The 25453-nt window shown below is 49.2% G+C and carries 22 protein-coding genes; 21 read left to right on the top strand and 1 reads right to left on the bottom strand.

All coding sequences use genetic code 11. The annotated features are described in order from the left end of the window. Positions 1 to 171 precede the first annotated feature (171 nt). From ACKPCD_RS13995 to ACKPCD_RS13975, 5 genes are all read left to right on the top strand, one after another. The gene (locus ACKPCD_RS13995; RefSeq protein WP_321433575.1) at positions 172 to 1188 is read left to right on the top strand and encodes a Gfo/Idh/MocA family oxidoreductase; all 1017 of its coding nucleotides are present in this window, start codon (positions 172 to 174) and stop codon (positions 1186 to 1188) included. A 19-nt stretch (positions 1189 to 1207) separates the two neighbouring features. Continuing rightward, positions 1208 to 1411, top strand: a complete 204-nt coding sequence (locus tag ACKPCD_RS13990; RefSeq protein ID WP_321433574.1) for a hypothetical protein — start codon at positions 1208 to 1210, stop codon at positions 1409 to 1411. Positions 1412 to 1417: 6 nt separating this feature from the next. Then, positions 1418 to 2530, top strand: coding sequence for a PTS sugar transporter subunit IIC (locus ACKPCD_RS13985; protein ID WP_321434580.1), 1113 nt, complete (start codon positions 1418 to 1420; stop codon positions 2528 to 2530). Between the two features lie 53 nt (positions 2531 to 2583). Next, on the top strand, positions 2584 to 3561 hold the full coding sequence (locus ACKPCD_RS13980) for a Gfo/Idh/MocA family protein (protein WP_321433573.1): 978 nt from the start codon (positions 2584 to 2586) through the stop codon (positions 3559 to 3561). 172 nt (positions 3562 to 3733) lie between these two features. Continuing rightward, a complete protein-coding gene (locus tag ACKPCD_RS13975; protein ID WP_321433572.1) occupies positions 3734 to 4180 on the top strand; it encodes a heme-binding protein in 447 nt (148 codons plus the stop codon). Between the two features lie 129 nt (positions 4181 to 4309). On the opposite strand, the gene ACKPCD_RS13970 is transcribed toward ACKPCD_RS13975, so the two are convergent. Continuing rightward, entirely contained in the window at positions 4310 to 4786 is a 477-nt protein-coding gene (locus ACKPCD_RS13970; protein WP_119092218.1) for an RpiB/LacA/LacB family sugar-phosphate isomerase, read from the bottom strand. Between the two features lie 208 nt (positions 4787 to 4994). Between ACKPCD_RS13970 and ACKPCD_RS13965 the strand changes: the two genes are divergently transcribed. The 16 genes from ACKPCD_RS13965 (at position 4995) to tkt (ending at position 25444) form a co-directional block, all read left to right on the top strand. Next, positions 4995 to 7742, top strand: coding sequence for an alpha-L-rhamnosidase (locus ACKPCD_RS13965; RefSeq protein ID WP_321433571.1), 2748 nt, complete (start codon positions 4995 to 4997; stop codon positions 7740 to 7742). Between the two features lie 82 nt (positions 7743 to 7824). Continuing rightward, positions 7825 to 8823: an AraC family transcriptional regulator gene (locus tag ACKPCD_RS13960; RefSeq protein ID WP_321433570.1), complete on the top strand. Its 999-nt coding sequence runs from the start codon at positions 7825 to 7827 to the stop codon at positions 8821 to 8823. A 172-nt stretch (positions 8824 to 8995) separates the two neighbouring features. Beyond that, entirely contained in the window at positions 8996 to 9679 is a 684-nt protein-coding gene (gene pgmB, locus ACKPCD_RS13955) for a beta-phosphoglucomutase (RefSeq protein ID WP_321433569.1), read from the top strand. Further along, complete coding sequence (locus ACKPCD_RS13950; RefSeq protein ID WP_321433568.1) at positions 9676 to 11355, top strand: glycoside hydrolase family 3 protein; 1680 nt, start codon at positions 9676 to 9678, stop codon at positions 11353 to 11355. The genes pgmB and ACKPCD_RS13950 overlap by 4 nt, the downstream gene beginning before the upstream one ends. Positions 11356 to 11439: 84 nt before the next feature. Next, the gene (locus tag ACKPCD_RS13945; protein WP_321433567.1) at positions 11440 to 12444 is read left to right on the top strand and encodes an AraC family transcriptional regulator; all 1005 of its coding nucleotides are present in this window, start codon (positions 11440 to 11442) and stop codon (positions 12442 to 12444) included. A 96-nt stretch (positions 12445 to 12540) separates the two neighbouring features. After that, entirely contained in the window at positions 12541 to 13917 is a 1377-nt protein-coding gene (locus ACKPCD_RS13940) for a glycoside-pentoside-hexuronide (GPH):cation symporter (protein ID WP_321433566.1), read from the top strand. Positions 13918 to 13972: 55 nt separating this feature from the next. Continuing rightward, a complete protein-coding gene (locus tag ACKPCD_RS13935; RefSeq protein WP_321433565.1) occupies positions 13973 to 16837 on the top strand; it encodes an alpha-L-rhamnosidase in 2865 nt (954 codons plus the stop codon). Between the two features lie 162 nt (positions 16838 to 16999). Further along, complete coding sequence (locus tag ACKPCD_RS13930; RefSeq protein WP_321433564.1) at positions 17000 to 17284, top strand: hypothetical protein; 285 nt, start codon at positions 17000 to 17002, stop codon at positions 17282 to 17284. 42 nt (positions 17285 to 17326) lie between these two features. After that, positions 17327 to 18139 (top strand): DeoR/GlpR family DNA-binding transcription regulator, encoded by an 813-nt coding sequence (locus ACKPCD_RS13925; protein ID WP_321433563.1) that lies wholly within the window; start codon positions 17327 to 17329, stop codon positions 18137 to 18139. Positions 18140 to 18458: 319 nt separating this feature from the next. Next, positions 18459 to 19523, top strand: coding sequence for an L-ascorbate 6-phosphate lactonase (gene ulaG / locus ACKPCD_RS13920; RefSeq protein WP_106450004.1), 1065 nt, complete (start codon positions 18459 to 18461; stop codon positions 19521 to 19523). 27 nt (positions 19524 to 19550) lie between these two features. Then, positions 19551 to 20018, top strand: a complete 468-nt coding sequence (locus tag ACKPCD_RS13915) for a PTS sugar transporter subunit IIA (RefSeq protein WP_086628865.1) — start codon at positions 19551 to 19553, stop codon at positions 20016 to 20018. Continuing rightward, on the top strand, positions 19999 to 21486 hold the full coding sequence (locus tag ACKPCD_RS13910) for a PTS ascorbate transporter subunit IIC (RefSeq protein ID WP_321434579.1): 1488 nt from the start codon (positions 19999 to 20001) through the stop codon (positions 21484 to 21486). The genes ACKPCD_RS13915 and ACKPCD_RS13910 overlap by 20 nt, the downstream gene beginning before the upstream one ends. A gap of 36 nt (positions 21487 to 21522) precedes the next feature. Continuing rightward, positions 21523 to 21810 carry a PTS sugar transporter subunit IIB gene (locus ACKPCD_RS13905; protein WP_321433562.1) on the top strand — a complete coding sequence of 96 codons (288 nt, stop codon included), beginning with the start codon at positions 21523 to 21525 and terminating at the stop codon, positions 21808 to 21810. 11 nt (positions 21811 to 21821) lie between these two features. Then, the gene (locus ACKPCD_RS13900; RefSeq protein ID WP_321433561.1) at positions 21822 to 22550 is read left to right on the top strand and encodes an L-ribulose-5-phosphate 4-epimerase; all 729 of its coding nucleotides are present in this window, start codon (positions 21822 to 21824) and stop codon (positions 22548 to 22550) included. Beyond that, positions 22525 to 23367 (top strand): L-ribulose-5-phosphate 3-epimerase, encoded by an 843-nt coding sequence (locus ACKPCD_RS13895; RefSeq protein ID WP_321433560.1) that lies wholly within the window; start codon positions 22525 to 22527, stop codon positions 23365 to 23367. Before ACKPCD_RS13900 ends, ACKPCD_RS13895 begins: the two co-directional genes overlap by 26 nt. Before the next feature lie 64 nt (positions 23368 to 23431). Beyond that, positions 23432 to 25444, top strand: coding sequence for a transketolase (tkt, locus tag ACKPCD_RS13890; RefSeq protein ID WP_321433559.1), 2013 nt, complete (start codon positions 23432 to 23434; stop codon positions 25442 to 25444). Positions 25445 to 25453 lie beyond the last annotated feature (9 nt).

Here is a 25453-nt window from a genome sequence, read left to right as displayed (position 1 = left end):
GAACAGTGAATGGCAAAGGATATTCACATGCGCGCTGAACATTATGTTCAGTGTTTTACAAGCAAATAGTTCGTGCATTGAACAGCAGGTCCCATCTGGAGTAAAAGCGTTTTCGTGAAGATTGGTATTCACTATAATAAGGCCATGCAAGAGAAATGGAGGAATTATCTTATGTTAACAATCGCTTATATCGGCGGCGGGAAAAGTGCCCACCGTTACCACATGCCCTTCTCCCTGAAAAATGAAAATATCCGCGTCAAGACAATCTTTTCTCCGGTACAAAACGATGCTTGGGAAAAAGTGCCCGGTGTCCTTTACACAGACAACATTGAAGACATCTGGAGCGATGATGAAGTCCAATTGGTAGTGGTGTCCACGCCATCGGATTTCCATTATCAATATGGCAAAATGGCTTTGGAAAAAGGCAAAAACGCGTTGGTTGAAAAGCCGTTCACGAACACTTCCGCAGAAGCAAAAGAATTGTTCGCCTTGGCGAAAGAAAAAAATCTCTTCATCCAATGCTACCAAAACCGCAGATTCGACTCGGACTTCCTGACGGTCCAAAAAGTGATCGAGAGCGGCGTGCTGGGGGATATCCTGGAAGTTGAAATGCACTACGACTATTTCAGACCGGAAGTTCCGGAATCCATCACAAGTTTTTCGAAGGTCAACAGCTACCTGTACGGCCATGGCTGCCATACAATCGACCAAGTCCTTTCCTACTTCGGCAATCCGGAAAGCATCACTTATGACATCAGACAACTTCTGGGCAAAGGCCGATTCAATGATTACTTCGATTTGGACTTCTTCTATGATACGAAGAAAATTTCCGTCAAATCCAGCTATTTCCGCCTGAAGGAACGTCCAAGCTTTGTCGTTACGGGTAAAAAGGGCTCGTTCGTCAAACAGACCAAGGATCGTCAAGAGGAGCATTTGAAAGTGTTCCATATGCCTACAAACGCCGACTTCGGGATCGATTTGCCGGAACATTACGGTGTCCTGACTTATATGGATGATGCGGGCCGTTACCACGAAGAAAAAGTCGTTTCCGAAGTTGGAGATTACGGAAGAATCTATGCCGGCGTCTACGAGTCGATCGTGAACGGAAAAGAAAAAATCGTCAAAGATGAAGAGACCATCCGCCAAATCGAAATTCTTGAAGAAGGCATCAACACAATTAAGGAATAAAATCAGGAGGTTATAAAAAATGGAGAACTTATTAAATGTCCTTGAGGAAAAATTGACTCCGATAGCAGTGAAACTGGAACAAAACCGCTACTTGAGCGCAGTGAAGAACAGCTTTATGGCAGCGATGCCGCTTTTGATCATCGGTTCCTTCTTTATCCTGTTGGCCTACTTGCCGATTACCGCTTATACCAATTTCATGCTGAGCACGTTCGGGGATGATTGACAACGGCTGTTCACGATCCCCAACAACATTTCCATGAGCATGATGACCCTCTATGTTGTGATCGGAATCGGTAACGAATTAGCTAAATCTTACGGTTTGGACAGTATGGCCGGCACCTTTGCGGCATTGGCATCCTTTTTCGTCGTCACACCGATGCACGCTTTCGCAGAGGAAGGCTTGGGAATCGGGATTCCGTTGGGGAACTTGGGCGCTGCCGGGTTGTTCGTCGGAATTTTGATCTCGATCATTGCAATCGAAATCATGCGCTTTACCGAAAAAATGGGCTGGAAAATCAAAATGCCCGATTCGGTTCCGCAAAACGTATCAAAGTCCTTCTCATCCTTGATCCCGGTTGCGTTGGTCATCATATTCTTCAACTTCGTGCGCATCGGCTTCGAACAAACCAGCTATGGCGACGTACAGACATTCATCTTCAACAATCTGCAGACGCCATTGACTGCTTTGGGCAGCACCTTGCCTGCGACCATCGTCGTGCTCATCATTGAAGGTGTTCTGTGGTCATTCGGTCTGCATGGTTCAAATATCATCGGCAGCGTGATGCAACCGATTTGGTTGACGCTGACTGCCGAAAATGCCGCAGCGGTTGCTGCAGGACAGACTATCCCGAATATCGTAAACTATCAATTCTACAGCAATTTCGTCAAAGTCGGCGGCTCTGGTGCCACATTCGGTCTCTGCTTGCTGCTGTTATTCGCTGCTAAGTCAAAACAATTCAGAGCCTTGGGCAAGTTGTCGATCGGACTGGAAATCTTTACAATCAATGAATCAATCATTTTCGGTATGCCGATCGTCCTGAACCCGATCATGATCGTGCCATTCCTTTTGACACCGCTCATCTTAAGCATCGTCGCTTATTTCTCCATGAGTACAGGGCTCGTACCTTATACAAACGGGGTGAACATCCCATGGACCACTCCACCGGTCATTTCAGGCTTCCTGGTTTCGGGATGGAGAGGCGCCGTGCTGAACATCGTGCAGATCGCCCTTTCAGCTGCCATCTACTTCCCGTTCTTCAAAATAGCTGACAATTTGGCTGTCAAACAGGAACTGGAAAACGAAGAAGAGCAACAGCATCAAATGGAAGCTGTCGAAGCATAGCAGTACAATAGAAATATAATCGGAATACAAGAATCGAAAAAGGAGTCTAACATATGAAACTTGCAATACTAGGATCTGGACAGATCGTCATGGATTTCCTGACGATGGCGAAGGACTTGCCGGATACGGAATTGGTCAGCATGTTCGGCATCGAAGCGGAACGGACAAAAATGGAGGGCCTGGCAAACACATACGGCATCGGGAAAGTATACACGGACTATCAAGAAGTCCTGAACGATCCGGAGTGCGACACCATCTATGTGGGACTGCCTAACCATCTGCACTACACATTTACGAAGCAAGCTTTGGAAAACGGTAAACATGTGATCTGCGAAAAACCGTTCACGATCAAATCAGCTGAATTGATCGAACTGAAGGAACTGGCAGAAAGCAAAAAGCTGATTCTGGTAGAAGCGATCACGACAAGATACCTGTCCAACTATCTGGCAATCAAGGAACAGATTCCGAATTTGGGGGATCTGAAGATCATCGAATGCAACTATTCCCAGTATTCGTCCAGATACGATGCCTTCAAAAATGGAGAAGTACTGCCGGCCTTCAGTCCGAAAGCGGGCGGCGGCGCCTTGATGGACATCAACATCTACAATATCCATTTTGTCGTCGGAATCTTGGGTAAACCTGATTCGGTCAAATACCTGGCAAACGTCGAAAGAGGGATCGATACATCCGGAATTCTGCTGTTGGATTATCCAGGCTGCAAAGTTGTCTGCATCGGGGCGAAGGATTCGGCAGCCCCGATAAGATCCATGATTCAGGGAGATAAAGGCTCCGTTGTACTCAATGGCCCGCCGAATCTCTGCAACTCCTTTGAGGTGAACATGAACGGGCAGGCGAGCCAAGCGATGGACAAGAAGGTTCACCCGCACCGGATGTACGAGGAATTCCGCGAATTTGCGCGGATGATCGAGGAAATGGATCTTGCGAAAGCCAAGGAAATGCTGGCGCAAAGCCAAGTCGTCATGGAAATCGCTGAAGAGGCGCTGGCAGGCGCCGGGATCGTTTTAGGCTGATAAACAAAGCATAAGGCTTAGGACTGTTTGGCGAAATTGTCGAATAGATGGATGACATTCGACAATTCGATCCAACAGTCGGTCCAGAGCAACCGAACAAATCCAGGATAAGAAAAAAATCAGGGGCCGACTCGCAATGGGTCGGCCCCATTTATAGGAAGGTGCATGCACAATGGACAAAGTCGAGATATTGGAACAGGAACAGAAACTGCAATTTGAAGCATTTACTCATGATGCAGGCTTGGAAATCGCGCAGCGCATCGTCAAAAAGGTCAAGGAACAAGCACCGAAGCCTGTCGGCATCAGGATTGTGCATAATGGCTTGCTGATCCTGCATTATTTGATGGACGGCAGAAAAGAGAGTCCTTGGCTGAACCGGAAGGAAAAGACCGTATTGGACAGCGGCCACAGTTCGCTCTATACCTACCTGTTTATGGATGAGGTGCCTGAATACAAAGAATGGATGAACAGCGAACAATACGCCATCTGCGGCGGCGGATTCCCGATCATCGAAGACGGACAAGTCACCGGTGTCATCTGCGTTTCCGGATTGGAACATCTGGAGGACCACAGATTGATCGTCGAGTCGATCGAAGAAGTGCTGGCCGTGCAGCAGTAAGAACGTCGCTGACGGATTTGAGAACGGACAATAAGACCGCACCGAAATGGATTCGCTTATCCATTTCGGTGCGGTCTTGTTTTATTGGGAATTTGTACTTTGAAAAGCGTACCGTCAGTTCATAAATGACTAGTCCTGGATTTCATCCAATCTCTTCAAATGCTTCTCAGCAATCTTCTTCACTTTATCGACGCGGTTGGTGTATTTTTCGATATCGCTGAGGTAATCAGTTGTCATCCAAGCAGTCACGATTTCAAGCGCTAATGCCGAACCGATGATCTTTCCGCCAAGGCAGAGAACATTCGTGTCGGAATGGGAACGCGCCAGTTTCGCGCAGAAAGGATCCTGGCAAACCGCTGCATAGACGCCGTAGATTTTGTTGGCGATCATCGCACTTCCGTAACCGACGCCATCGACAAAGATGCCGCGGTCGGCTTTTCCTTCAGCCACAGCCAGTGAGGCAGGGTAAACATAATCGGACAGGTCACAAGGTTCTTCATTGTAAGGTCCGAAGTCGAGCACTTCATGGCCTTCCTTTTCGAGTAAAGCTTTGACTTCTTCTTTCAATGCGAAGCCGGCATGGTCGCTGGAAACGGCAATTTTCATTCATATCCCTCCATTATCTGTCATTCACCAAAAGTATAAGCCAAACGGCGAGAGGTGTACAGACTGAGTTTATAGATCAAGGCACCAGCAAATTTTGGATAAATACATAATCTGCATTTAGAGCATTTTTAAGTATGTTTTTGATGTGGTTTTACAGATTGGTTTTGCTTATAGTAAGCGTATACTAATAAACAAGGTGGAGAAACGCATGGAAATCAGGGATATAAAATTTAATGGCATCGTTGAACCTATCGGGTATCATTTTCAGCCCTTGATCGTCAGTTGGTCGGTAGACAACGGGTTAGGCAAAATGCAAAAAGAGGCAGGCATACAGGTAGCTGCCGATCACGAATTCAAAGAAATCATGCTGGAGAAAAAAGGTGCTCTGGACAGTTCAGGCGAAACGGTGACGCTGCAGTTGAAGCCGAGAACGCGTTACCATGTGCGGATACAGGTAACGGCTGAAGATAGTGAAGTGGCTGAATCGGTAAGTTTTTTTGAAACCGGAAAAATGGATGAAGCATGGGTCGCTGAGTGGATCGGGCCGAAGGTGCAGGAAGAGATCCATCCGATTTTGTTCAAGGATTTCGAACTGAGCCAGCAAGTGAAGGAAGCCCGCTTGTACATCAGTGGGGTTGGGCTTTATGAAGCAAGCCTGAACGGAAAGAAAATCGGAAATGATGTTCTGGCGCCGTTCGTCAATAACTACGAGGCTTTCATCCAAATCCAAACGTATGATGTCACCGAACAATTAAAACAAAGCAATCAGTTGGCGATCATGTTGGGCAACGGCTGGTACAAAGGGAGATTCGGCCTGAGCGGCGAGCATGCTTATTTCGGAGACAAATTTGCGGCGATTGCCGAATTGATTGTGCGCTACGAAAACGGTGCGGAAGAACGGATCGTGACGGATCTCAGTTGGAAAGCGACGCTGAGCGATATCACGAACAGCGGCATCTACGATGGCGAAACGATTGACCGGACACTTGATAAATCGGGGCGCAGTGATGCGGTGGCGATCGTCGGCATTCCAAAAGAAAAATTGATGGACCGCGTAAGCCCGGGGTTGAGCATCCATGAGGAAGTGCCTTTGAAGGAGGTCATCAAGACCCCGAATGGCGAGATCGTGCTTGATTTCGGGCAGAACTTTGCCGGCTGGCTTGCGTTTGATGCCGATTTTCCGGCAGGGACCGAGGTGCACTTTGAGTTCGGGGAAATACTGCAGCAAGGCAATTTTTATAATGAGAATTACGGCACCGCCACTGCAGGCTTCCGTTACATTTCCAATGGAGAAGCCGAAACGGTGCACCCGCATTTCACTTACTTTGGTTTCCGCTATGCGCGTGTGACCGGCTGGCCAACAAACAAGCAAATTGCCGTGCGCGGATTGGCCATCTATTCCGATATGACGCGAACAGGCATCATCGAAACGGGTAATGCTAAAGTGAATCAACTGTATTCAAACTCGCTTTGGGGGCTCAAATCAAACTTCCTCGATATGCCGACCGATTGTCCGCAAAGGGCTGAGCGGTTGGGCTGGACCGGGGATGCGCAAGTATTTGCTCCGACAGCAAGTTATCATATGGACACGCGCGCTTTTTACCGCAAATATCTGATCGATATGCGCACGGAACAGGAAAAACTGTCGGGAAGCATCCCTAATTATATGCCGGCGATGGCTACGCAAGGTGGCGCAGCTGTCTGGGGAGATGCGGCGACCTTCATTCCTAAGGCTTTATGGACGGCCTATGGGAATAAGGAAGAGGTCGGGCAGTATTACCCGCTGATGAAAGATTGGGTGGATTGGGCAGGTGCTAAAATAGAAAAAGCGCACGGCTCGAAAACGGAACTCAATGCCGGTGGATTCCAGTTTGGGGATTGGCTGGCTTTGGATGGCGCGACGCCTTCATCATTCAAAGGAAGCACTGACGATACGTTTATTGCTTCAGCTTATTATTATGAAAGTCTGTGCATCGTCGCGGACGTCGCAGCTTTGATTGGGAATGAGTCTGACGCGGCCTATTATCGCGGGCTCAGCGAACAAGTCCGGGAGCGGATCTTGTTCGAGTATGTGACGCCATCCGGACGCTTGTCCATCGACACCCAATCAGGTTACATCATTGCTTTACAGTTCAAACTATTCCGTGAGCGCGAAGTGGTCATTGAGCAGCTGAAAACCCGTTTGAAAAAAGATCTGTACAAAATAAAATCCGGTTTTGTGGGGACGCCGATTTTTTGCCAAGTGTTGTCGGAGAATGGCATGGTCGATCTGGCTTATGAGTTCTTGCTCAATGAAGGCTTCCCGGGCTGGTTGTATGCGGTGAAACTTGGCGCGACGACAATCTGGGAGCGCTGGAACAGCGTAATGCCGGATGGCACCATGAATCCTGCAGGCATGAATTCCCTGAACCACTACAGTTACGGATCCGTCATCGAGTTTGTCTATAAATACGTAGTGGGCATCCAACCGTTGGAAGCCGGTTTCCGTACCGCAAGATTAGCGCCCAATCCAAATGTAAAATTGGGATATGCCCGCGGAAGCTATCAGTCAGCTGCCGGCAAATTCGTCAGCGAATGGAAGATCCTTAAAAATGGCGAACTGAGCTGCTATTTCGAAGTGCCTTTTGGCGCGCAGGCTGAAATCGTGTTGCCGTACTCCGATTGGGAACCGATCAAAGTGGCGTCAGGCATTTACGAGTACACTTACCAACCGATAAAGGATCTGAGCGTGCTTTATGATTCGGATACACGCCTTTCGACCATCAAGAACGAGAACAAGGAGCTGTTCGAAGAAATTTTGGGCATCCATGAACGCATCAGAGGCTTCATGGCATTTGCGGATGAAGAACAGCAGAACCTCTCATTGAAGCAACTTTCAAAATTGTTCTACACTGGCATAACTGCAGAGATGGTAGCTGAGGCCGAAGGTATAATGAAAAAATCCAATCATATCTGACACAAAAAGCAAAGGCCGACAAGCCTTTGCTTTTTTGGAGGGAGTTGATAAAATGGGCATGAAGAATAGAGGAGTGAAAAAAATGTCCGCAGCACAAGATGTTCTGGCAACCTTGCTGAAAGAAACGCCGCTTGAAGCTGAAATGAAACCAATGACGGCTGAACAGATAACCGCTAAATTCCAAAATCAAGCGGCAACAGCCGGCTATCTGCTTGATTTCCATTTGTCCGATGAGGATTTTTTTGTGGACCATCAAATCTTCATGAATCGGCATGCGCGCTACTTTGCCATGCCCACCCACTCGCACGAATTTCTGGAACTGAATTACCTTCTGCAAGGGCAATGCATCCAGTGGATCGGGCAGGAAGAAATCCAGATGAAGCAAGGCGATCTGCTGATGATCGATCCGGGAACCGGTCATTCGATCGACAAGCTCGGTGAGGAGGACATCCTCATCAACATCTTGATCAAATCGGACGCCATCAACACGAAAGTGCTCCAAAGGATGGCGCAGCGGCATAGTTTGATCACTGATTTTTTGCTGACCGTGGGCAAAAAAAATAGCCGTCACCGACCGTATCTGCATTTCAGCACGGCCGATAATCAGCGGATCAGCAATTGCCTGTCCTATTTGCTTGCCGATTATTTTGGAGGCGAGACGCCTAAATTCGAGAAAGTGGAGCTTTGGTTACTGGTCATCCTGGCCGAACTGGAGGATATCATGTCAAGCGAAGCCGGAGAACTCCCTTTCAACAAGAAGGTGATTGATGCCCTGGAGATCATCGACAGTGAATATGCCAGCATCACACTGGAAGGCCTGGGGAAAAAGTTGAATTTCAACAAAAATTATCTCAGCAATCTGCTGAAGCAAGAAACGGGTCTGACCTTCAAAGAGTGGGTCACGAAACGGCGGCTGCAAAAGGCCTACGATCTTCTGATCGGGACCGACAAAGCGATCGAAAAAATCGTTGCAGAGCTTGGCATCACCAGCCCGAGTTATTTCTTCAAGATATTCAAGCAAGAGTACGGAGAGACACCCAATCATATCCGGAAAAAAATGCACCGGAGCAAAAAGCTGTGAAAAAATTCATGGTTTTTTTTGTTGCCTAAAATAGTCGGGAGATTGATACAGATGGTGTTCAGGAACAGACCTGTGATTTGGACAGTAACCGCTTTGGTTCGGCCATTGTCCGGATTGCTCCGATTGGGTAGGATGAAGGTGTAAACTAGGATTCTTGGAATGGGGCAGAGAGATGAGCGAAATAAAAGGACTTGTATTTGATTTGGACGGTGTCATCACCGATACGGCGGAACGGCATTATCTGGCATGGAAAAGGATAGCGGATCGGTTGGGTATAGAAATCGACCGCGAATGGAACGAGCGCCTCAAAGGCATCAGCAGAACGGAATCCTTGGAACTGATATTGGCTGAGGATCCGACGCTGCTCCTTGATGCGGATGAAAAAGAACAGCTGCTGCAAGAAAAAAATGCGCATTACCTGGAGTTGATCGCGCAAACCACCGCAGCGGACATCCTGCCGGGGATCCCGGAGCTTCTGGACGATGCGAAAAGAGCAGGCTACCGCATGGCTATCGCCTCCGCCAGCAAAAATGCGCCGCTCATCCTGGCAAGATTGGGTCTGTCAGCTTCATTCGATGCTGTCGTCGATCCGGAATCGCTGATACACAACAAACCGCATCCTGAGATTTTCGAAAGGGCAGCGCAGGCTTTGGGTCTGGAAACACACGCATGCATCGGCTTCGAAGACTCGTTGGCGGGCATCGAAGGGATCAAACGGGCGGATATGCCTGCCGTCGCCATCGGCATCCCAGCTTTTGGCGAGTGGCTCCCCGACGTTGAAGTGGCGACTACAGCAGAATTAAAGCTAGCAAAAATAGTACACAAAGTGAAGATGAAGGAGCGTGTTGAAGGATGATCGATTTGAAGGGGAATCCTTTTTATCTGAAGGATGAACAAATAGCGTGGGTGAACCGGACTTTGGCAAGCTTGACGGTGGATGAAAAAGTGGGGCAGCTGTTTTGCCCAATCGGCATGTCCACAGATGAGAATGCATTGTTTGACCTGGCCGTGAATAAAAAAGTCGGCGGACTGCTGTTCCGTCCCGGAAAAGGCGAAGGAGTGCAGCAAGCGCACCGCTATCTGCAACAACAGGCCAAGATTCCTTTGCTGATCGCGGCCAACTTGGAAGCAGGTGGAACGGGAAGCACCGTTGACGGTACGCGCATCGGCAATCCGATGTTGTTGGCGGCCGGACAGGATGCCGACTTTGGGCACCATCTCGGTGAAGTCTGCGCCAAGGAAGGTTCGGCGGTGGGCGTGAACTGGGCCTTCGCGCCGGTCGTGGACATCGATTACAATTTCCACAATCCGATCACGAACGTACGCACGTACGGCAGCGATCCAGAAACCGTCCTGAACTTTGCGCAAGGATTCGTAGAAGCAGTGCAGCAAAACGGGGTGGCGGCTTCAATCAAACACTTCCCCGGGGACGGCATCGATTTCCGCGATCAGCATTTGGTGACAACGGTCAACACTTTGCCGCTTGACGAATGGCGGACTACCTATGGGGAAGTCTACTCGGGCCTCATCGAAGCCGGGGCGCTTTCGGTGATGATCGGCCACATCGCTTTGCCGGCCATCCAAAAGTCTGAAGAGGATGCTTTTCTGCCGGCCACCTTATCTCCTGTCATCATGCAGGAGCTGTTGCGCAAAGAGCTCGGATTCAATGGCCTCATCACAAGCGATGCGACGCCAATGGTCGGATTCTGCGCGGCGATGGAGCGGCGTTTGGCCGTCCCGACGGCAATCGCTGCCGGGTGCGATATCTTCTTGTTCAACAAAGACTTGGAGGAGGACATCCGTTTCATGAAGGAAGGCATCGCGAACGGCATCCTGACGTTGGAACGGATCGACGAAGCCGTCACCCGTATTCTGGCGATGAAGGCAGCATTGAAGTTGCCGGAAAAACAGGCGGAAGCAAGGTTGGTTCCGGAAAAAGAGGAACTGGCTGTCCTGCAGGCGGAACAACACGTCCAATGGGCGACGGAAGCCGCCGATAACGGCATCACCCTCGTCAAGGATACAGCGGGTAACCTGCCGTTGCGCCCGGCAGCAACACCACGGTTATTGCTGCAACTGATCGGACCTTACGAAGAATCGAACTGTCAGATTGCGTCAACGGTGATCCCATTGCTGGAGAAGGAAGGCTTCCATGTGACGCTGTATCAGCCTGAAGATTTCACAACTGGATTCGAGACCGTTTCCCAGTTCCGTTCAAAATATGATGCTGTCCTCTATCTGGCCAATGTCGAAAACCGCAGCAATGCCACAACGACAAGGATCAACTGGTACACCCTCTTCGGTCTGGGAAACAACATCCCGTGGTTCGTAGATGAAGTGCCGACCATATTCGTGAGCCTGGCCAATCCTTACCATCTGATGGATGTGCCCATGGTGAAAACCTACATCAATGCCTACGACAATAACCAAGCAGTCATCGAAGCGCTCGTCGCCAAACTTCTGGGCAAGAGCGGTTTCAAAGGCGTTAGTCCGATCGATCCGTATTGCGGATTGGCGGATGCCCGCAGATAGCTTTTTTGTGCGCCCAACCTGATGAGTCCGGTTGGGTTTTTCTGTATAATGGTGGAAGAGAAGGAGACAGAGAGGGGCGGCAATATGTTTGAACTGGACCGTTTTTTAAGGGAAGAAACCAAGATCGAAAAAGAGCAGCGGAAATCCGGGTTCAATGTGACGGATCCGGATATCCTCGACGAACTGATTTTGAGTGGGAATAAGTTCCGTTTGAATGGCGATTTTCTGCTGAGCGAGGAAATGTTCTTCAAAAAAGGGGACGTCCATATCCGCAAGCACAACCGTTATTCGGATATGCCCTTGCATCATCATCAGTTTCTGGAGTTGAACTATATGTATTCCGGCTCCTGCACCCAGGAAGTCAGCGGGGAGGAAATCGTCCTCAACGAAGGCGACATCATCATGTTGGATCGGGGCAGCTCGCATTCTTTCCGGGCATTGGGCGAAAACGATATCCTCATCAACGTCCTGTTGAAAGTGGAGACGATCAATACCAAAATCCTCCAGCAGCTCGTGAAAAAACGCGGAGTATTGACTGAGTTTCTTGTGTTGGCAAGCCAACGCACCCACGAAGAGGATCAGTTTTTGGTGTTCCGGACGGGAGAAAACAAGAAAGTCCAGACCTTCATGCGTTACATCCTGGAGGAGTACTACGGCGGAGCTGAACCGAGTATTGAAGTGATCCACCTCTATCTGCCTTTGCTGTTCATGGAGCTGGCGCGTACGTTCGAAGAGGAAACCAAAGGGCAGCAACTCCACCAGAATCAGGTCGTCACGGAAGCGTTGGCCATCATCGAAAAGGATTACCGCACGCTTTCCTTGGAAATGCTGGCGCAACAATTAGGCTTCAACAAGAATTATTTAGGGAATCTGATCAAAAAAGAGACAGGCGATACTTTCAAACAGTTGCTGCAGCGCCAACGCATGCTGCACGCGCACCATCTCCTGCTGTATTCGAACTACTCGATGGAAGAAATATCCGAGGAAATCGGTTATCTGGACACGAGCTATTTTTTCCGCTCCTTCAAAAAAACGCACGGCAAGACGCCGGGTCAGATCCGCGAGGAAGCTTTGCATCGGGACCTGTAGTTTGACCACTTTGTTCTGTTCGCACGACATTGTAAGCCTTTACCGAAAACGGTTTAATAAGAGTGTAATCAAAACAGAACAAAGGAGAGAATAATTATGGCAACTGAAACAAGAATTTTGGCCCAAGCAGACGAAAATAAAATGCCGCTGAGCGAGAAGCTGACATTCGGCTTCGGGAATTTGGCGGCCAATCTGATGCTGACGACAGCCAGTTCCTTCATCACTTATTACTATACCGATGTGGTCGGCCTGAGCGCGGTCATCGTCGGGAACATCCTCTTGTGGGCGCGGCTTTTTGATGGCGCTTCCGATTTGGCGATGGGTGCTATCGTCGACAAGACGCGTTCGAAACACGGAAAGGCAAGACCTTGGATTTTATGGATGGCAATCCCTTATGCATTGGCAATGATTCTATTATTCACTTCACCTGATTTTCTCGTATCGACAGGTAAGGCCATCTATGCTTTCGTGACTTATGTGATCGCTTTGGCCGGTGTCTACACGGCAACGATGGTCCCTTATAACGCAATGATCGGAACGACAACTTTAAATCCTGTAGATCGCGGCAACCTGTCGACATCACGGACCCTGGCTGGATTCGTGGGTGCGATGGGAGTGACTGCAGTAGTTCTGCCGGTCGTCAACTTCTTCGGTGGCGATAAACAAGCTTGGACATGGATGGCCGCTGTTTTCGGTGTCATTTCTACAGTGTTGTTGCTGATCCTGTTCAAAAATTCAAAAGAACGCGTCAGCGAAGCTACTGTAGCTGTCGAAAAGGTGCCGTTGAAGACCAACATCAAAGCTCTGTTTCAGAATAAATATTGGATCATCATGATTCTTTACATGATGATCGGGTTCATCACCTCCGGCTTGGGCGGCATCAACATTTTCTATGCCCAATGGATTTTGGGCGATCCCGCAAAAGTGGCGGTGATCGGAATCCTGTCCTTCATGCCGATTGCTGTCGGAGCGGTATTCATGCCGGTCCTGTTGAGCAAGTTCAGTAAAAAAATGATTGTTTTAGTGGGAAGCTTAGTGATGCTGCTTGGTCTTGCGATCATCGCATTGTTCCCGGAAAACTTTACGATGATCATGATCGGTTTGGTTATCCGCGGACTTGGCATCGCGCCGGGAGCTGTTGCAGGTTTCGCCATGCTGGGTGACGTTGCCGATTACGGCGAATGGAAAACGGGCATCCGCAGTGAAGGCTTGATTTTCTCGGCCGGAACGTTTGCCGAAAAAGTTGGTTCCGGAGTGGGCGGTCTGATTCTGGGTGTTGTTCTGGGTCTTGGCGGATATGTGTCGCAAGGAGCAACCCAATCAACCGAAGCTCTGTTCGCGATCAAAGCGATCTTCGCTTATCTGCCGATTGCTTTCACGACAATCTGCATTTTGTTGATTCTGTTCTATGACTTGGACAAAAAACTTCCCGGAATTGCGGAAGATCTGAAAGCAAAACGAGCGAACGGATAATGTTACAGGCTGCCGTATCCTAGGCAGCCTATTTTTTAAGACAGGAGCACATACAATGAATATATACAATCTGAAAACCAATCACATCCTGAATCCCATCGGCTTTTTGATGGACACAGTGACATTGTCATGGACAATTGACGCACCGTTTGGGGAAGAACTGCAAGGGACCCGTGTCATCATCGCGCTGGATGAGGCCTTTGAAGAAGTCGTCCATGACAGCGCGATGCAAACCGATTTGGATCCGCTGTGCTATCAACCCGAAATCAAACTGCAGCCACGCACGCGCTACTTCTGGAAAGTGACCGCGAAGAATGCTGGCGGAGAGGACTCTTCTTCCGAGATCCACTACTTCGAGACAGCGAAGGAAGAGGAACCGTGGACCGGGAAATGGATCGAACCCGCTCGCCAGATGGAGCGGATGCCGCTTGTGCGGAAACTGTTCCGGTTGCCTGCAAAACCGATCCGCAAGGCGCGCGTTTATGCGACAGGACTGGGCGTTTATGAACTGTACCTGAACGGAGAAAGAATCGGCGACGATTATTTGGCTCCCGGCTTCCATGCCTATGATTTTTGGCAGCAGTACCAGACTTATGATGTAACCGATGCCCTCCAAGCGGACGGCAACGCCATCGGCTTCATGTTGGGGGACGGATGGTACAAAGGCCGCTTCGGTTTCGACGGCGGATACGAAAACTTGTACGGGGACCAATTGCGCCTGATCGCGGAATGCATCGTCACATACGAGGACGGAACGGAAGAAATCATCGCCAGCGATGATACGTGGGAAGTCGCGGAGGGACCACTCGTCGCCAGCAGTATCTACGACGGGGAAGTCTATGACGCGAATCTGGAAATCGATGGTTGGAATGAATACAGTGAAGCAGAATCAGGCGCCCCTTGGGAAGCGATGCAACTGAGCGATGCCAGCACGGAAAAACTTCAGGCGCGATTGAGTGTCCCTGTCAAAATCGTGGATGCTTTTGTGCCGGAACTGATCATTACTCCTGCAGGGGAACAGGTTCTGGACTTCAAACAGAACATGACCGGATGGATCACCTTCACCGCGGATGTGTCGGAAGGGACCGTCATCACCTACGAAGTCGGCGAAGTGCTGCAGGAAGACAACTTCTACCGCGATAATCTGCGCACGGCGGAAGCAAAATTCACTTACATAAGCAACGGAAAGGCTGCAGAAGTGCGCCCGTACTTCACTTTTTACGGCTTCCGCTACGCCAAAATAACCGGCGTCGATCTTCTGGAGCAGGATTTCGGCTTCAAAGGCTATGTGCTGCAGAGCGAACTGGAAGAGACGAGCGGCATGATCACAGCCAATCCGGATGTGAACCAGTTGCTGAAGAATGCACTTTGGGGGCAAAAAGGCAATTTCCTGGATGTGCCGACGGATTGCCCGCAACGGGATGAACGCATGGGCTGGACAGGGGATGCCCAGATTTTTGCTCGGACGGCCAGCTACCATATGCACACACCGGCTTTCTATAAAAAATTCATGCACGATCTGCGTCTGGAGCAAAAGGCACTGAACGGCGCTGTCCCGTTCGTGGTTCCGCAGATCAAACCGAAAGATGATGCCGGTTTTGTGACCGGCTCCGGAGCGGCCGCCTGGTCGGATGCGGCGACGGTCATCCCTTGGGTTCTCTACGAGCAGTACGGGGACCGTTCACTGCTGAAGGAACAATATCCGACCATGAAGGATTGGGTGGACTATATCCTTCGCGAAGATATGAAATCCGGAGGCAAACGCCTTTGGACGACCGGCTTCCAGTTCGGCGACTGGTTGGCGCTGGACGGGGACAATCCGCACTCGCCGATGGGCGGCACCGATACATCGCTGGTTGCATCCGTGTACTACTATCATTCCGCTTCCTTGCTGGCGCGGGCCGCTGAGGTTTTGGACAATACGCATGATGCGTTGGCGTACACCAAATTGGCCGGGGAAGTGAAACAAGCCATCCAAAACGAATACTTGACCACTACGGGACGCTTGGCGGTAACGACCCAGACAGCTTATATCCTGTTCCACTATTTCGATCTTTGCCCTGAATCATTCAAAGAACGGATGACGAAAGACTTCTATGATAAAGTCATTTCCAGCGGCGTCCACCTGCAGACCGGTTTTGTTGGAACGCCGTATTTTGCGGAAGCTTTGAGCAAGAACGGGATGAACGAACTGGCTTATGGTTTGTTGCTGAATGAGGATTATCCAAGCTGGTTGTTCGCGGTGAAGATGGGTGCAACCACCATCTGGGAACGCTGGAATTCGATTCTGCCGAACGGGAAAATCTCAGGGACAGACATGAATTCCTTGAACCACTATGCCTATGGATCGATTGTGGAATGGCTGTACCGTTGCGTCCTGGGCATCCAGGCGGACAGCGCCAATCCTGGTTACAAACATTTCTTCCTGTCACCGCAACCAAGCGCGCAGTTGGGCAAAGCGGAAGGGTATTATCAATCTGTATCCGGCCGCATCGAAAGCGCATGGGAACTTTTGGCGGATGGACAATTGGATTTCGCTTTCCGCGTGCCTTTCGGGACGATCGCCACCATCACCTTGCCGGATCTGTCGCTTGAAGAAGCGCAGAAAACGGAGTGGCTCCAGTCTGCGGGAGCTGCCGAAGATGGTGTGACAGTCACTGTCAAGGCAGGTGAATATCGTGTCACGTACATACCTACTCGGAGCTATTGTCCTAAAGTCACAACCGAGTTATCCTTCCGCGAGTTGCTGGAATACACACCAGCCCGAAAGGTGATTTTCGAACAATTGCCGATGATGCGCAACAATGATATCGCGCTGCAGTATCTGGATATGCCGTTGGAGGCATTCAAGGAGTTGCCGATTGTTTCGAATTTTGTCAGCGAACAAGCGTTGGAACAGATGAATGCGTCTTTTTCCTGATAATACAGGTTTTTAAATTGAAAAGAAGAGGCCATCTGATTAATAAATCGGGTGGCCTCTTCTCTTTTTGCTGTAGCGCCGTCTGCTGATATAATGGAACTGTAGAGAAATGCTTTGCTGCCGCGCCGCAATGTTTGTTCTGAACGGATTGGAGAATGCGATATGCAATTCGATTGGGCCACTAGGAGCGGCAACTATGCGAATTTTGCCGGGATTCTTGCCGGGTTTGTGTTCAGCGGCATTTTCTTGTTCCTGATTGTCCTTTACAATACTCAGCTCCATCTGATGGATATTCCGATTTTCGTTGATCAGGTTATCATGGGAATGTTCAGGGTCAACATGATGATCAACAACTTCAGCATCGACCACGAATACCGGATGATGCAGCTTCTAAACAAAAAAATGAGCGTTTTGTGTCCGTTTGGTGATTTTTATTTTGATTTTTAGATTGTTTCGAGTACAATATAAGAAAAGGAGCGGGGTGAATGCATGAAATCAAGTCAAGGGATCGTCTACAAGAGAAGGCAGCACATTTTGAAGGCCCTTCAAGAAAAGAAAGTTGTGTTGGTGGAAGATTTGGCGAAGGAGCTGGGTGTCTCTGAAATTACCGTCAGGCGGGATCTGCAGAGTTTCGATGACCAGCATCTGATTGAGCGCTTTTATGGAGGCGCCCGTTTGTTGGAGGGATCTTTTCAAAAAGAAGAATATCCGGCAGTCAGGCCGCATCGTTCGAAAAAACAGGAAATCGCGAAGTTGGCTGCCACTCTGGTAAATGATCATGACATGATCTTCATCAATTCGGGGTCGACGGCATTCCTCTTGCTCAACTACTTGTCGGATCGGAATGTCACCATCATAACCAACAACGGCCGGGCAATTTTCCGGAATCCGTCCTCGAAAGCGGAAATCGTATTGTCGGGCGGGGAAATATACGAAAAGAAAAAATCGCTCGTCGGGGATTTCGCTTTGTACACCTTCTCCAAGGTGACAGCCAATATCTGTTTTCTGGGCGTGGGCGGCATCAATGAAAAAGGCATCACGACCTATGCTTTGCCGGAAACGGCGGTCAACAGGCTGATCCTCGAGCGCACGAATGGGCCGCGCATCGTAGTGGCGGAAGGCAGCAAAGTGGGACGGGAACAAAATTTTTCCACCGCCAGCATCAGCCTCATCACGCATCTGGTCACTGACCGCTCTGCGGATCCGGAAGAAATCCAGAAGATCGAAGCCAAGGGTGTCAAGGTGCTGTACGTTACCGAAGTCAATGTCAACGGCGAGAATGAAATCAGAATCGAAGAGTGAATATTATAGATACAGATCAAAGCGACAAAATGCGACGGGAGGCTCCCGGCAGTGTTTTGCCGCTTTTTTGTTGGGAACAAGCCGCCGCGGGTATGGAAGCAATCATAAAATAGAAATCCAGCATGTGAATCGTTCATAACCAACGAAACGATCATAAAAATAAGCTAAAGATTGTTTGTTTTGGACCTATTGAAGCTGAAAACGTTTTATTGTATAGTTAGTCCATCGAAAGAAATGTTCGTTATATGAACGTTTCGAGATTGATGTACAAATAATAAGAAAAAGTGATCATAACGATTACGCAGAAGGAGAATGACGAATGGCTAATGTTAATGAGATTACAAAAGAATCTTGGGTATTGAGCACATTTCCTGAATGGGGCACTTGGTTGAATGAAGAGATCGAAGACACAGTGGTTGCTGAAAATACATTCGCAATGTGGTGGCTAGGCTGTACAGGAATTTGGTTGAAATCACATGAATCAACAAACATCCTTTGCGACTTATGGTGCGGCACAGGCAAACAATCACACGGCAGCGGCAAGATGAAAGATGGCCACCAAATGCAACGCATGAGCGGCGTTCAAAATATGCAGCCTAACCTCAGAGCACAGCCTTTCGTTATCGATCCTTTCGCAGTGAAAAACGTGGATGCATTAGTCGTTACGCATATCCATTCCGATCACCTGGACATCAACACAGCAGCGGCTGTTCTGAAAAACTCCAGCGACGCGGTTAAATTCGTAGGACCGCAAGCGGTTGTGGATACTTGGATCGGCTGGGGCGTTCCTGAAGAAAAATGCGTAGTCGTGAAACCGGGAGACAGCGTCAAAATCAAAGACATCGAGATTGTCGCTTTGGAAGCATTCGACCGCACAGCTTTGGTTACGGCTTCAGAAGGAGAAATTTTAAGAGGAAAAATGCCGCAGGACATGGATTTGATCGCAGTCAACTATTTGTTCAAAACTTCAGGCGGTAACTTGTATCACGCAGGCGATTCTCATTACTGCAACTATTTCGCAAAACACGGAAACGATCACCAAGTGGATGTTTGCTTAGGAGCATTCGGAGAAAACCCACGCGGAATCACAGACAAGGTCACTTCAGTGGATATGCTGAGAATGGCAGAATCTTTGAACGCGAAAGTAGTCATCCCGGTCCACTACGACATCTGGTCGAACTTCCAGGCGGATCCTAAAGAACTGATCGAACTGTGGAAATTCAAAAAAGACCGTCTTCAATACGGATTCAAGCCATACATCTGGCAAGTCGGCGGAAAATTCGTCTATCCGAATGACAAAGACAAAATGGAGTTCAATTTCAACCGCGGATTTGACGATGTGTTCAGCGTCGAAAATGATTTGCCTTTCACTTCATTCCTATAAGAACAAGCACCTAAGAGGAGAGATCGTATGTTAGATGAAGTCATCAAAAATCAAAGGTATTCTTTCCACGAGGGATTCGATAGTTGGCAAGACAGCATCCGTGCTGCTTGTCAACCGCTTATCGAAGAGGGCGCCATCGAGAGCGCTTATCCCGAGTACATCATCGAAAACGTCAACGAATTCGGACCTTATATCGTCATCGCGCCGGATATCTGCATCCCGCATGCGCAAGAAGGCAAGGGCGTAAATGAAACCGCTATCTGCTTCATGCGTACGAAAGTGCCAGTGAACTTCGGGCCGGCAGCCGAGTATGAAGCGCGCATCTTCTTCGTCCTGGCATCGACGGACAACGAGAAGCACCTGGCGAACCTATCGTCACTAGTGACATTGCTTTCCGATGAAAGTGTCGTGGATGCCTTTATTCAAGCCAACTCTGTAGCTGATTTAGAAAAAATTATGGAAATCGAGGGTGAATATCTTGGAACTACTAATTAGTGCATGGACATTCTTTCAAGTTAATATCTTAACGCAACCTGCTTTTTTCCTCGGTATTATCGTATTCGTCGGCTACTTGTTGTTGGGCAGACCCGTATATGACGCTCTTGCCGGTTTCATCAAAGCAACCGTCGGATATTTAGTCTTAAATGTTGCTGCTGGCGGTTTGGTCGGAAATTTCCGCCCGATCCTGGCAGGTTTGAAAGAAAGGTTCAACTTATCGGCAGTCGTAATCGATCCTTACTTTGGACAAACGGCAGCGCAACAAGCGATTGAAGGTGCAGGACGTTCCTTCAGCCTTATGGTTATCGTTTTGCTTATCGCTTTCATGGTGAATATTGTTTTAGTCATTTTCCGTAAATATACCAAAGTCCGGACCGTGTTCATCACCGGCCACATCATGGTGCAACAGTCTTCCACTGCTTTATGGCTTGTCCTGTTCGCCTTTCCTGAATTGCAGGATGCAGGCGTCATCGTTATGTTGGGCCTTTTGTTGGGAACGTATTGGTCAGTCTTCTCGAATCTGACAGTCGAAGCTACGCAAGACTTGACTGAAGGCGGCGGATTTGCGGTAGGGCACCAACAGATGTTCGGTGTCTGGCTGACCGACAAATTTGCAGGGAAATTCAGCAAGAACAGCAAAAAATTGGAAGACGTCACTCTGCCAGGCTTCCTTTCCATCTTCAAGGAGAGTGTCGTTTCGACAAGCATCCTGATGTTCCTGTTCTTCGGCATCATAATGGGTATCCTCGGGAAAGATCTGATGATGACCATCGATGCAACTTATACAGGCGAACGGAATTACGTGTTCTACATCCTTGAAAAATCACTGTACTTCGCAGTCTATCTGCAAATTCTGCAACTTGGTGTCCGCATGTTCGTATCTGAATTGACGGAATCTTTCCAAGGGATCTCCAACAAACTGTTGCCTGGTTCCATGCCGGCGATCGATTGCGCGGCAACTTATGGATTCGGACCGGGAAATGCCGTCACATTCGGCTTCCTGTTCGGAGCTTTGGGACAATTCTTGGCAATCATCGGCTTGGTGGTATTCAAGAGCCCGGTATTGGTCATCACCGGATTCGTTCCAGTATTCTTTGACAATGCAACCTTCGCTGTATATGCAAACCACAAAGGCGGTATGAAAGCCGCAATGATCATCCCGTTCATTTCGGGTGTCATTCAAGTTCTCGGCGGCGGCTTGGCTGCCTACATTTTCCAGCTTTCCCAATTCGGCGGCTGGCACGGCAACTTCGACTGGGATACTTTATGGTTGGGTTACGGAGTCATCATGAAATACGGCGGTTATGCAGGTGTCGCTGCACTTGTCATCGGGATGCTGTTGATACCGCAATTGCAATACCGCAAAAACAAAAAACACTACTTCATGATCGCGGAAGATTATGAGCAATACAAAGAAGAAATCGAAGCTGAAAACAAAGCTGAATTAAGCGTTGAAGCAGCTTAAGCGAAAAAACGGTTTATATAATAGGAGGAATTGATTATGAAAGTACTAGCAGCATGCGGAAGCGGAATGGGTTCAAGCCAAATCATCAAGATGAAAATTACGAATGTCTTCAAAAAATTGAACATCCCTTTGGAAATCCATCATTGCGCGGTTTCTGAAGCAAAAACGCTGGCTCCGAACTATGATGTGGTTGTTTGCTCGAACTCGCTCCTGGACGTATTCAAAAATATCGACCAAAGCAAAACGAAAATCATCGGCTTGAAAAATCTCTTGTCCGAAAAAGAGATCGAAGAAAAAGTCCGCGAAATCGTCTTGGGCGAATAGGCGGTGCTCCCATGACATACACTGAATTGAAAAAAAGAGTGTTGGAAGCTAACCTATCGCTGCCAGAATACGGGCTGGTGAAATTCACCTGGGGCAATGTTTCCGAAATAGACCGTGAAAAGCAGATCATCGCAATCAAGCCATCCGGGGTTGAATATGCGGATATGACTGTTGAAGATATCGTTATTGTCGATATGGACGGGAATGTAGTGGAGGGCACCCTGAAACCATCTTCGGATTTGGATACGCACCTTGAACTCTACAGAAACTTCAAGGATATCGGAGGAGTGGTCCATACGCATTCACCATGGGCAACCACTTTGGCGCAAGGGGGGGTAGAGATTCCGGCTTACGGGACGACGCAAGGGGATTACTTCTACGGAACAATCCCTTGCACCCGCCGGATGACGAGTGAAGAAATCGCGGGATCCTATGAACTGGAAACCGGGAAAGTAATCGTCGAAACATTTGCAGCCATCGATGAAGACCAAGTTCCGGGTGTGCTGGTCCACAGCCATGGCCCCTTCGCTTGGGGAAAGGACGCCTTCGAGGCGGTCCACAATATGGTCGTCATGGAAGAAGTTGCCATGATGTCCTGGCGCAACCGCGTCATGAATCCGGGGATCGAAAGCATGCAGCAGGAACTGTTGGACAAACATTTTCTTCGAAAACACGGTCCGGGAGCCTATTACGGACAGGTCAAGGAGGAGCAACATGACTTACACGTTAGGAATCTATGAAAAATCGATGCCGGGCAATCTGAGCTGGAAAGAAAAGCTGTCGGTTGCGAAAAATGCCGGCTATGATTTCTTGGAAATGAGTGTCGATGAAACCGACGAAAAACTGGCACGAATTGAATGGAGCAAACAAGAGCGCAAAGAACTTGTGGATGCCATGTATGAGGTCGGGCTGCCGATCCGCTCCATGTGCCTGAGCGGCCATCGGAAATATCCGCTAGGTTCGCATGACCCGCTCATCCGTGAAAAAAGCTTGGAGATCATGGAAAAAGCCATCGACCTGGCGGATGACTTGGGAATACGCATCATCCAATTGGCAGGCTACGATGTCTATTATGAAGATGGTGATCAGCAGACAAAGGAATACTTCATCGAAAATCTGCAGAAAGCCGTCGATATGGCGAGCAAAAAAGGCATTCTGTTGGGGTTCGAGACGATGGAAACGCCGTTCATGAACACCGTGGAGAAGGCGATGGAATATGTGGACATTATACAATCGCCGTATCTGCAAGTCTACCCGGATACAGGGAACCTGAAGAATGCTTCCTTGTCCTGCACAAACTCCGTCTGTGAAGATATCCAAACGGGAAGAGGACATATGGTTGCAGCACATCTGAAGGAAACAATCCCGGGTCATTTCCGTGAAATCCCATTCGGTACGGGGCATGTATCTTTCGAAGAAACGATCAAAACGATGTGGAAAGAAGGCGTCCGCCGCTTTGTTGCCGAATTCTGGTACACTGGTCAGGAAAATTGGCTGGAGGATATCCAGTATGCGCACACCTTCTTAAGAGGAAAATTTCAAAAGATTGGCCATTAATTGAGTTTGGTTGAAGGTCGAATGACCTTCAACCATTTTTTAGGAAGAGAGGATATATGGAAATATGCAAAATACATTTGATCAAATCGACGAGTTGGCGGTAAATACCGTACGTACACTAAGCATTGAGGCAGTACAGAAGGCCAATTCAGGGCATCCCGGGTTACCGATGGGAGCCGCTCCGATGGCCTATGCTTTATGGACAAAACATCTGAAAGTCAATCCTAAAAACAGCAAATGGGTAGACCGTGATCGTTTCGTATTATCGGCTGGACACGGATCTTCATTGCTGTACAGCTTGCTGCACTTATCTGGCTTCGCTGTAAGCATGGATGACGTGAAAAACTTCCGCCAATTCGGCAGCAAGACACCTGGACATCCGGAAGTGCATGACACGGACGGCGTGGAAGCAACAACCGGTCCTTTGGGACAAGGGATCGCCAATGCGGTCGGTTTCGCGATGGCGGAAGCGCACTTGGCTGCTACCTACAACAAAGAGAATTTCCCGGTTGTGGATCACCATACGTACTTCCTGAACGGCGACGGCGATCTGATGGAAGGCATCTCCCACGAAGCAGCCAGCTTGGCCGGCCACCTGAAATTGGGTAAACTGATCGGTTTGTATGATTCCAACGATATCTCTTTGGATGGACCGACTTCGAAATCCTTCACGGAAGACGTGGCTGCCCGTTTTGAAGCCTACGGTTGGCAACACATTTTGGTGAAGGACGGCAACGATCTGGAAGCCATCTCGAAAGCCATCGAAGAAGCGAAAGCTGAAACCGAAAAACCGACTTTGATCGAAATCAAAACCATCATCGGCTTTGGTGCTCCTGACGCAGGAACGCATAAAGTGCATGGCGCTCCCCTTGGAGCGGAAGGCGTCGCCTTCGCGAAAAAAGCTTACGGCTGTGCGGATGAAGCTTTCTGTGTGCCTGGAGAAGTGGCAGCCCGTTTCGAGGAAACTACGGTTGCAGAAGGCCAGGAGGCTGAAGCGGCATGGACAGCAATGTTCAACGACTACAAAGCGGCCTATCCGGAATTGGCTCAACAATTCGAAATGGCGATGGCAGGTGAATTGCCGGAAGGCTGGCAAGACAAGTTGCCGGTTTATGAAGTGGGCAGCGCAGCCAAAGCTAGCCGTGTGACCAGTGCGGAAGCCATCCAAGCATTGGGTGAAACGGTACCGTATTTCTGGGGCGGTTCGGCGGACTTATCGTCTTCAAACAACACAATGATCAAATCGGCAAGCGATTTTGAGCCGGGCAACTATGCCGGACGCAACATCTGGTACGGTGTGCGCGAATTCGCGATGGCCGCCATCATGAACGGCATCGTGTTGCATGGCGGAACCAGAACATATGTAGGTACTTTCTTTGTCTTCACGGACTACTTGCGCCCAGCGATGCGTTTGGCTGCCATTTCGCACTTGCCAGGCACTTACGTGATGACGCATGACTCGATCGCGGTCGGCGAAGACGGTCCGACGCATGAGCCAGTGGAACACTTGTCCAGCTACCGCGGCATGCCGAATTTGACGGTGCTGCGTCCGGCTGACGGCAATGAAGTCAGCGCGGCTTGGGAAATCGCCGTGTCTTCAGTCGACAAACCAACGATGTTGGTGCTGACGCGCCAAAACTTGCCTGTTTTGGAAGGCACCAAAGAAATGGCCCGCGAGGGCGTGAAGAGGGGTGCTTACGTGCTTTCGCCGCAACAAGGCGAAACGCCTGCCGGCATCCTGATCGCAACCGGTTCGGAAGTGAACTTGGCTGTGGAAGCGCAAAAACACTTGCGTGAAGCCGGAGTGGATGTTTCTGTCGTCTCGATGCCGAGTTTCGATCTGTTCGAAGAGCAGGATGCTGCCTACAAAGAAACAGCCTTGCCTGGCGCAGTCCGTAACCGCATGTCCATCGAAATGGGCGCGACCTTCGGCTGGGAACGTTATGTTGGCCTGGACGGATTGGCTTACGGCATCGACACGTACGGTGCAAGCGGCAACGGGAATACGGTGATGGCTGAGTTTGGCTTTACAATCGAAAAAGTGGTTGCGGCTTATCAAGCGAAATTTGGGAAGTAAGCTGATTAT

The sequence above is a fragment of the Trichococcus flocculiformis genome, assembly GCF_963662535.1.
In the GTDB taxonomy this organism is placed as follows: Bacteria; Bacillota; Bacilli; order Lactobacillales; family Aerococcaceae; genus Trichococcus; species Trichococcus flocculiformis.
This window is presented reverse-complemented; position numbering and strand designations above follow the sequence as displayed.

What these genes read in the sequence shown, in the direction of transcription:
- ACKPCD_RS13945 (WP_321433567.1), top strand. Translation starts at nt 11,440, where the DNA reads ATGTTTGAACTGGACCGTTTTTTAAGGGAAGAAACCAAGATCGAAAAA.
- pgmB (WP_321433569.1), top strand. Translation starts at nt 8,996, where the DNA reads ATGAGCGAAATAAAAGGACTTGTATTTGATTTGGACGGTGTCATCACC.
- ACKPCD_RS13900 (WP_321433561.1), top strand. Translation starts at nt 21,822, where the DNA reads ATGACATACACTGAATTGAAAAAAAGAGTGTTGGAAGCTAACCTATCG.
- ACKPCD_RS13965 (WP_321433571.1), top strand. Translation starts at nt 4,995, where the DNA reads ATGGAAATCAGGGATATAAAATTTAATGGCATCGTTGAACCTATCGGG.
- ACKPCD_RS13950 (WP_321433568.1), top strand. Translation starts at nt 9,676, where the DNA reads ATGATCGATTTGAAGGGGAATCCTTTTTATCTGAAGGATGAACAAATA.
- ACKPCD_RS13905 (WP_321433562.1), top strand. Translation starts at nt 21,523, where the DNA reads ATGAAAGTACTAGCAGCATGCGGAAGCGGAATGGGTTCAAGCCAAATC.
- ACKPCD_RS13940 (WP_321433566.1), top strand. Translation starts at nt 12,541, where the DNA reads ATGGCAACTGAAACAAGAATTTTGGCCCAAGCAGACGAAAATAAAATG.
- ACKPCD_RS13915 (WP_086628865.1), top strand. Translation starts at nt 19,551, where the DNA reads ATGTTAGATGAAGTCATCAAAAATCAAAGGTATTCTTTCCACGAGGGA.
- ACKPCD_RS13930 (WP_321433564.1), top strand. Translation starts at nt 17,000, where the DNA reads ATGCAATTCGATTGGGCCACTAGGAGCGGCAACTATGCGAATTTTGCC.
- ACKPCD_RS13995 (WP_321433575.1), top strand. Translation starts at nt 172, where the DNA reads ATGTTAACAATCGCTTATATCGGCGGCGGGAAAAGTGCCCACCGTTAC.
- ACKPCD_RS13935 (WP_321433565.1), top strand. Translation starts at nt 13,973, where the DNA reads ATGAATATATACAATCTGAAAACCAATCACATCCTGAATCCCATCGGC.
- ACKPCD_RS13970 (WP_119092218.1), bottom strand. Translation starts at nt 4,786, where the DNA reads ATGAAAATTGCCGTTTCCAGCGACCATGCCGGCTTCGCATTGAAAGAA.
- ACKPCD_RS13980 (WP_321433573.1), top strand. Translation starts at nt 2,584, where the DNA reads ATGAAACTTGCAATACTAGGATCTGGACAGATCGTCATGGATTTCCTG.
- ACKPCD_RS13895 (WP_321433560.1), top strand. Translation starts at nt 22,525, where the DNA reads ATGACTTACACGTTAGGAATCTATGAAAAATCGATGCCGGGCAATCTG.
- ACKPCD_RS13960 (WP_321433570.1), top strand. Translation starts at nt 7,825, where the DNA reads ATGTCCGCAGCACAAGATGTTCTGGCAACCTTGCTGAAAGAAACGCCG.
- ACKPCD_RS13925 (WP_321433563.1), top strand. Translation starts at nt 17,327, where the DNA reads ATGAAATCAAGTCAAGGGATCGTCTACAAGAGAAGGCAGCACATTTTG.
- ulaG (WP_106450004.1), top strand. Translation starts at nt 18,459, where the DNA reads ATGGCTAATGTTAATGAGATTACAAAAGAATCTTGGGTATTGAGCACA.
- tkt (WP_321433559.1), top strand. Translation starts at nt 23,432, where the DNA reads ATGCAAAATACATTTGATCAAATCGACGAGTTGGCGGTAAATACCGTA.
- ACKPCD_RS13975 (WP_321433572.1), top strand. Translation starts at nt 3,734, where the DNA reads ATGGACAAAGTCGAGATATTGGAACAGGAACAGAAACTGCAATTTGAA.
- ACKPCD_RS13990 (WP_321433574.1), top strand. Translation starts at nt 1,208, where the DNA reads ATGGAGAACTTATTAAATGTCCTTGAGGAAAAATTGACTCCGATAGCA.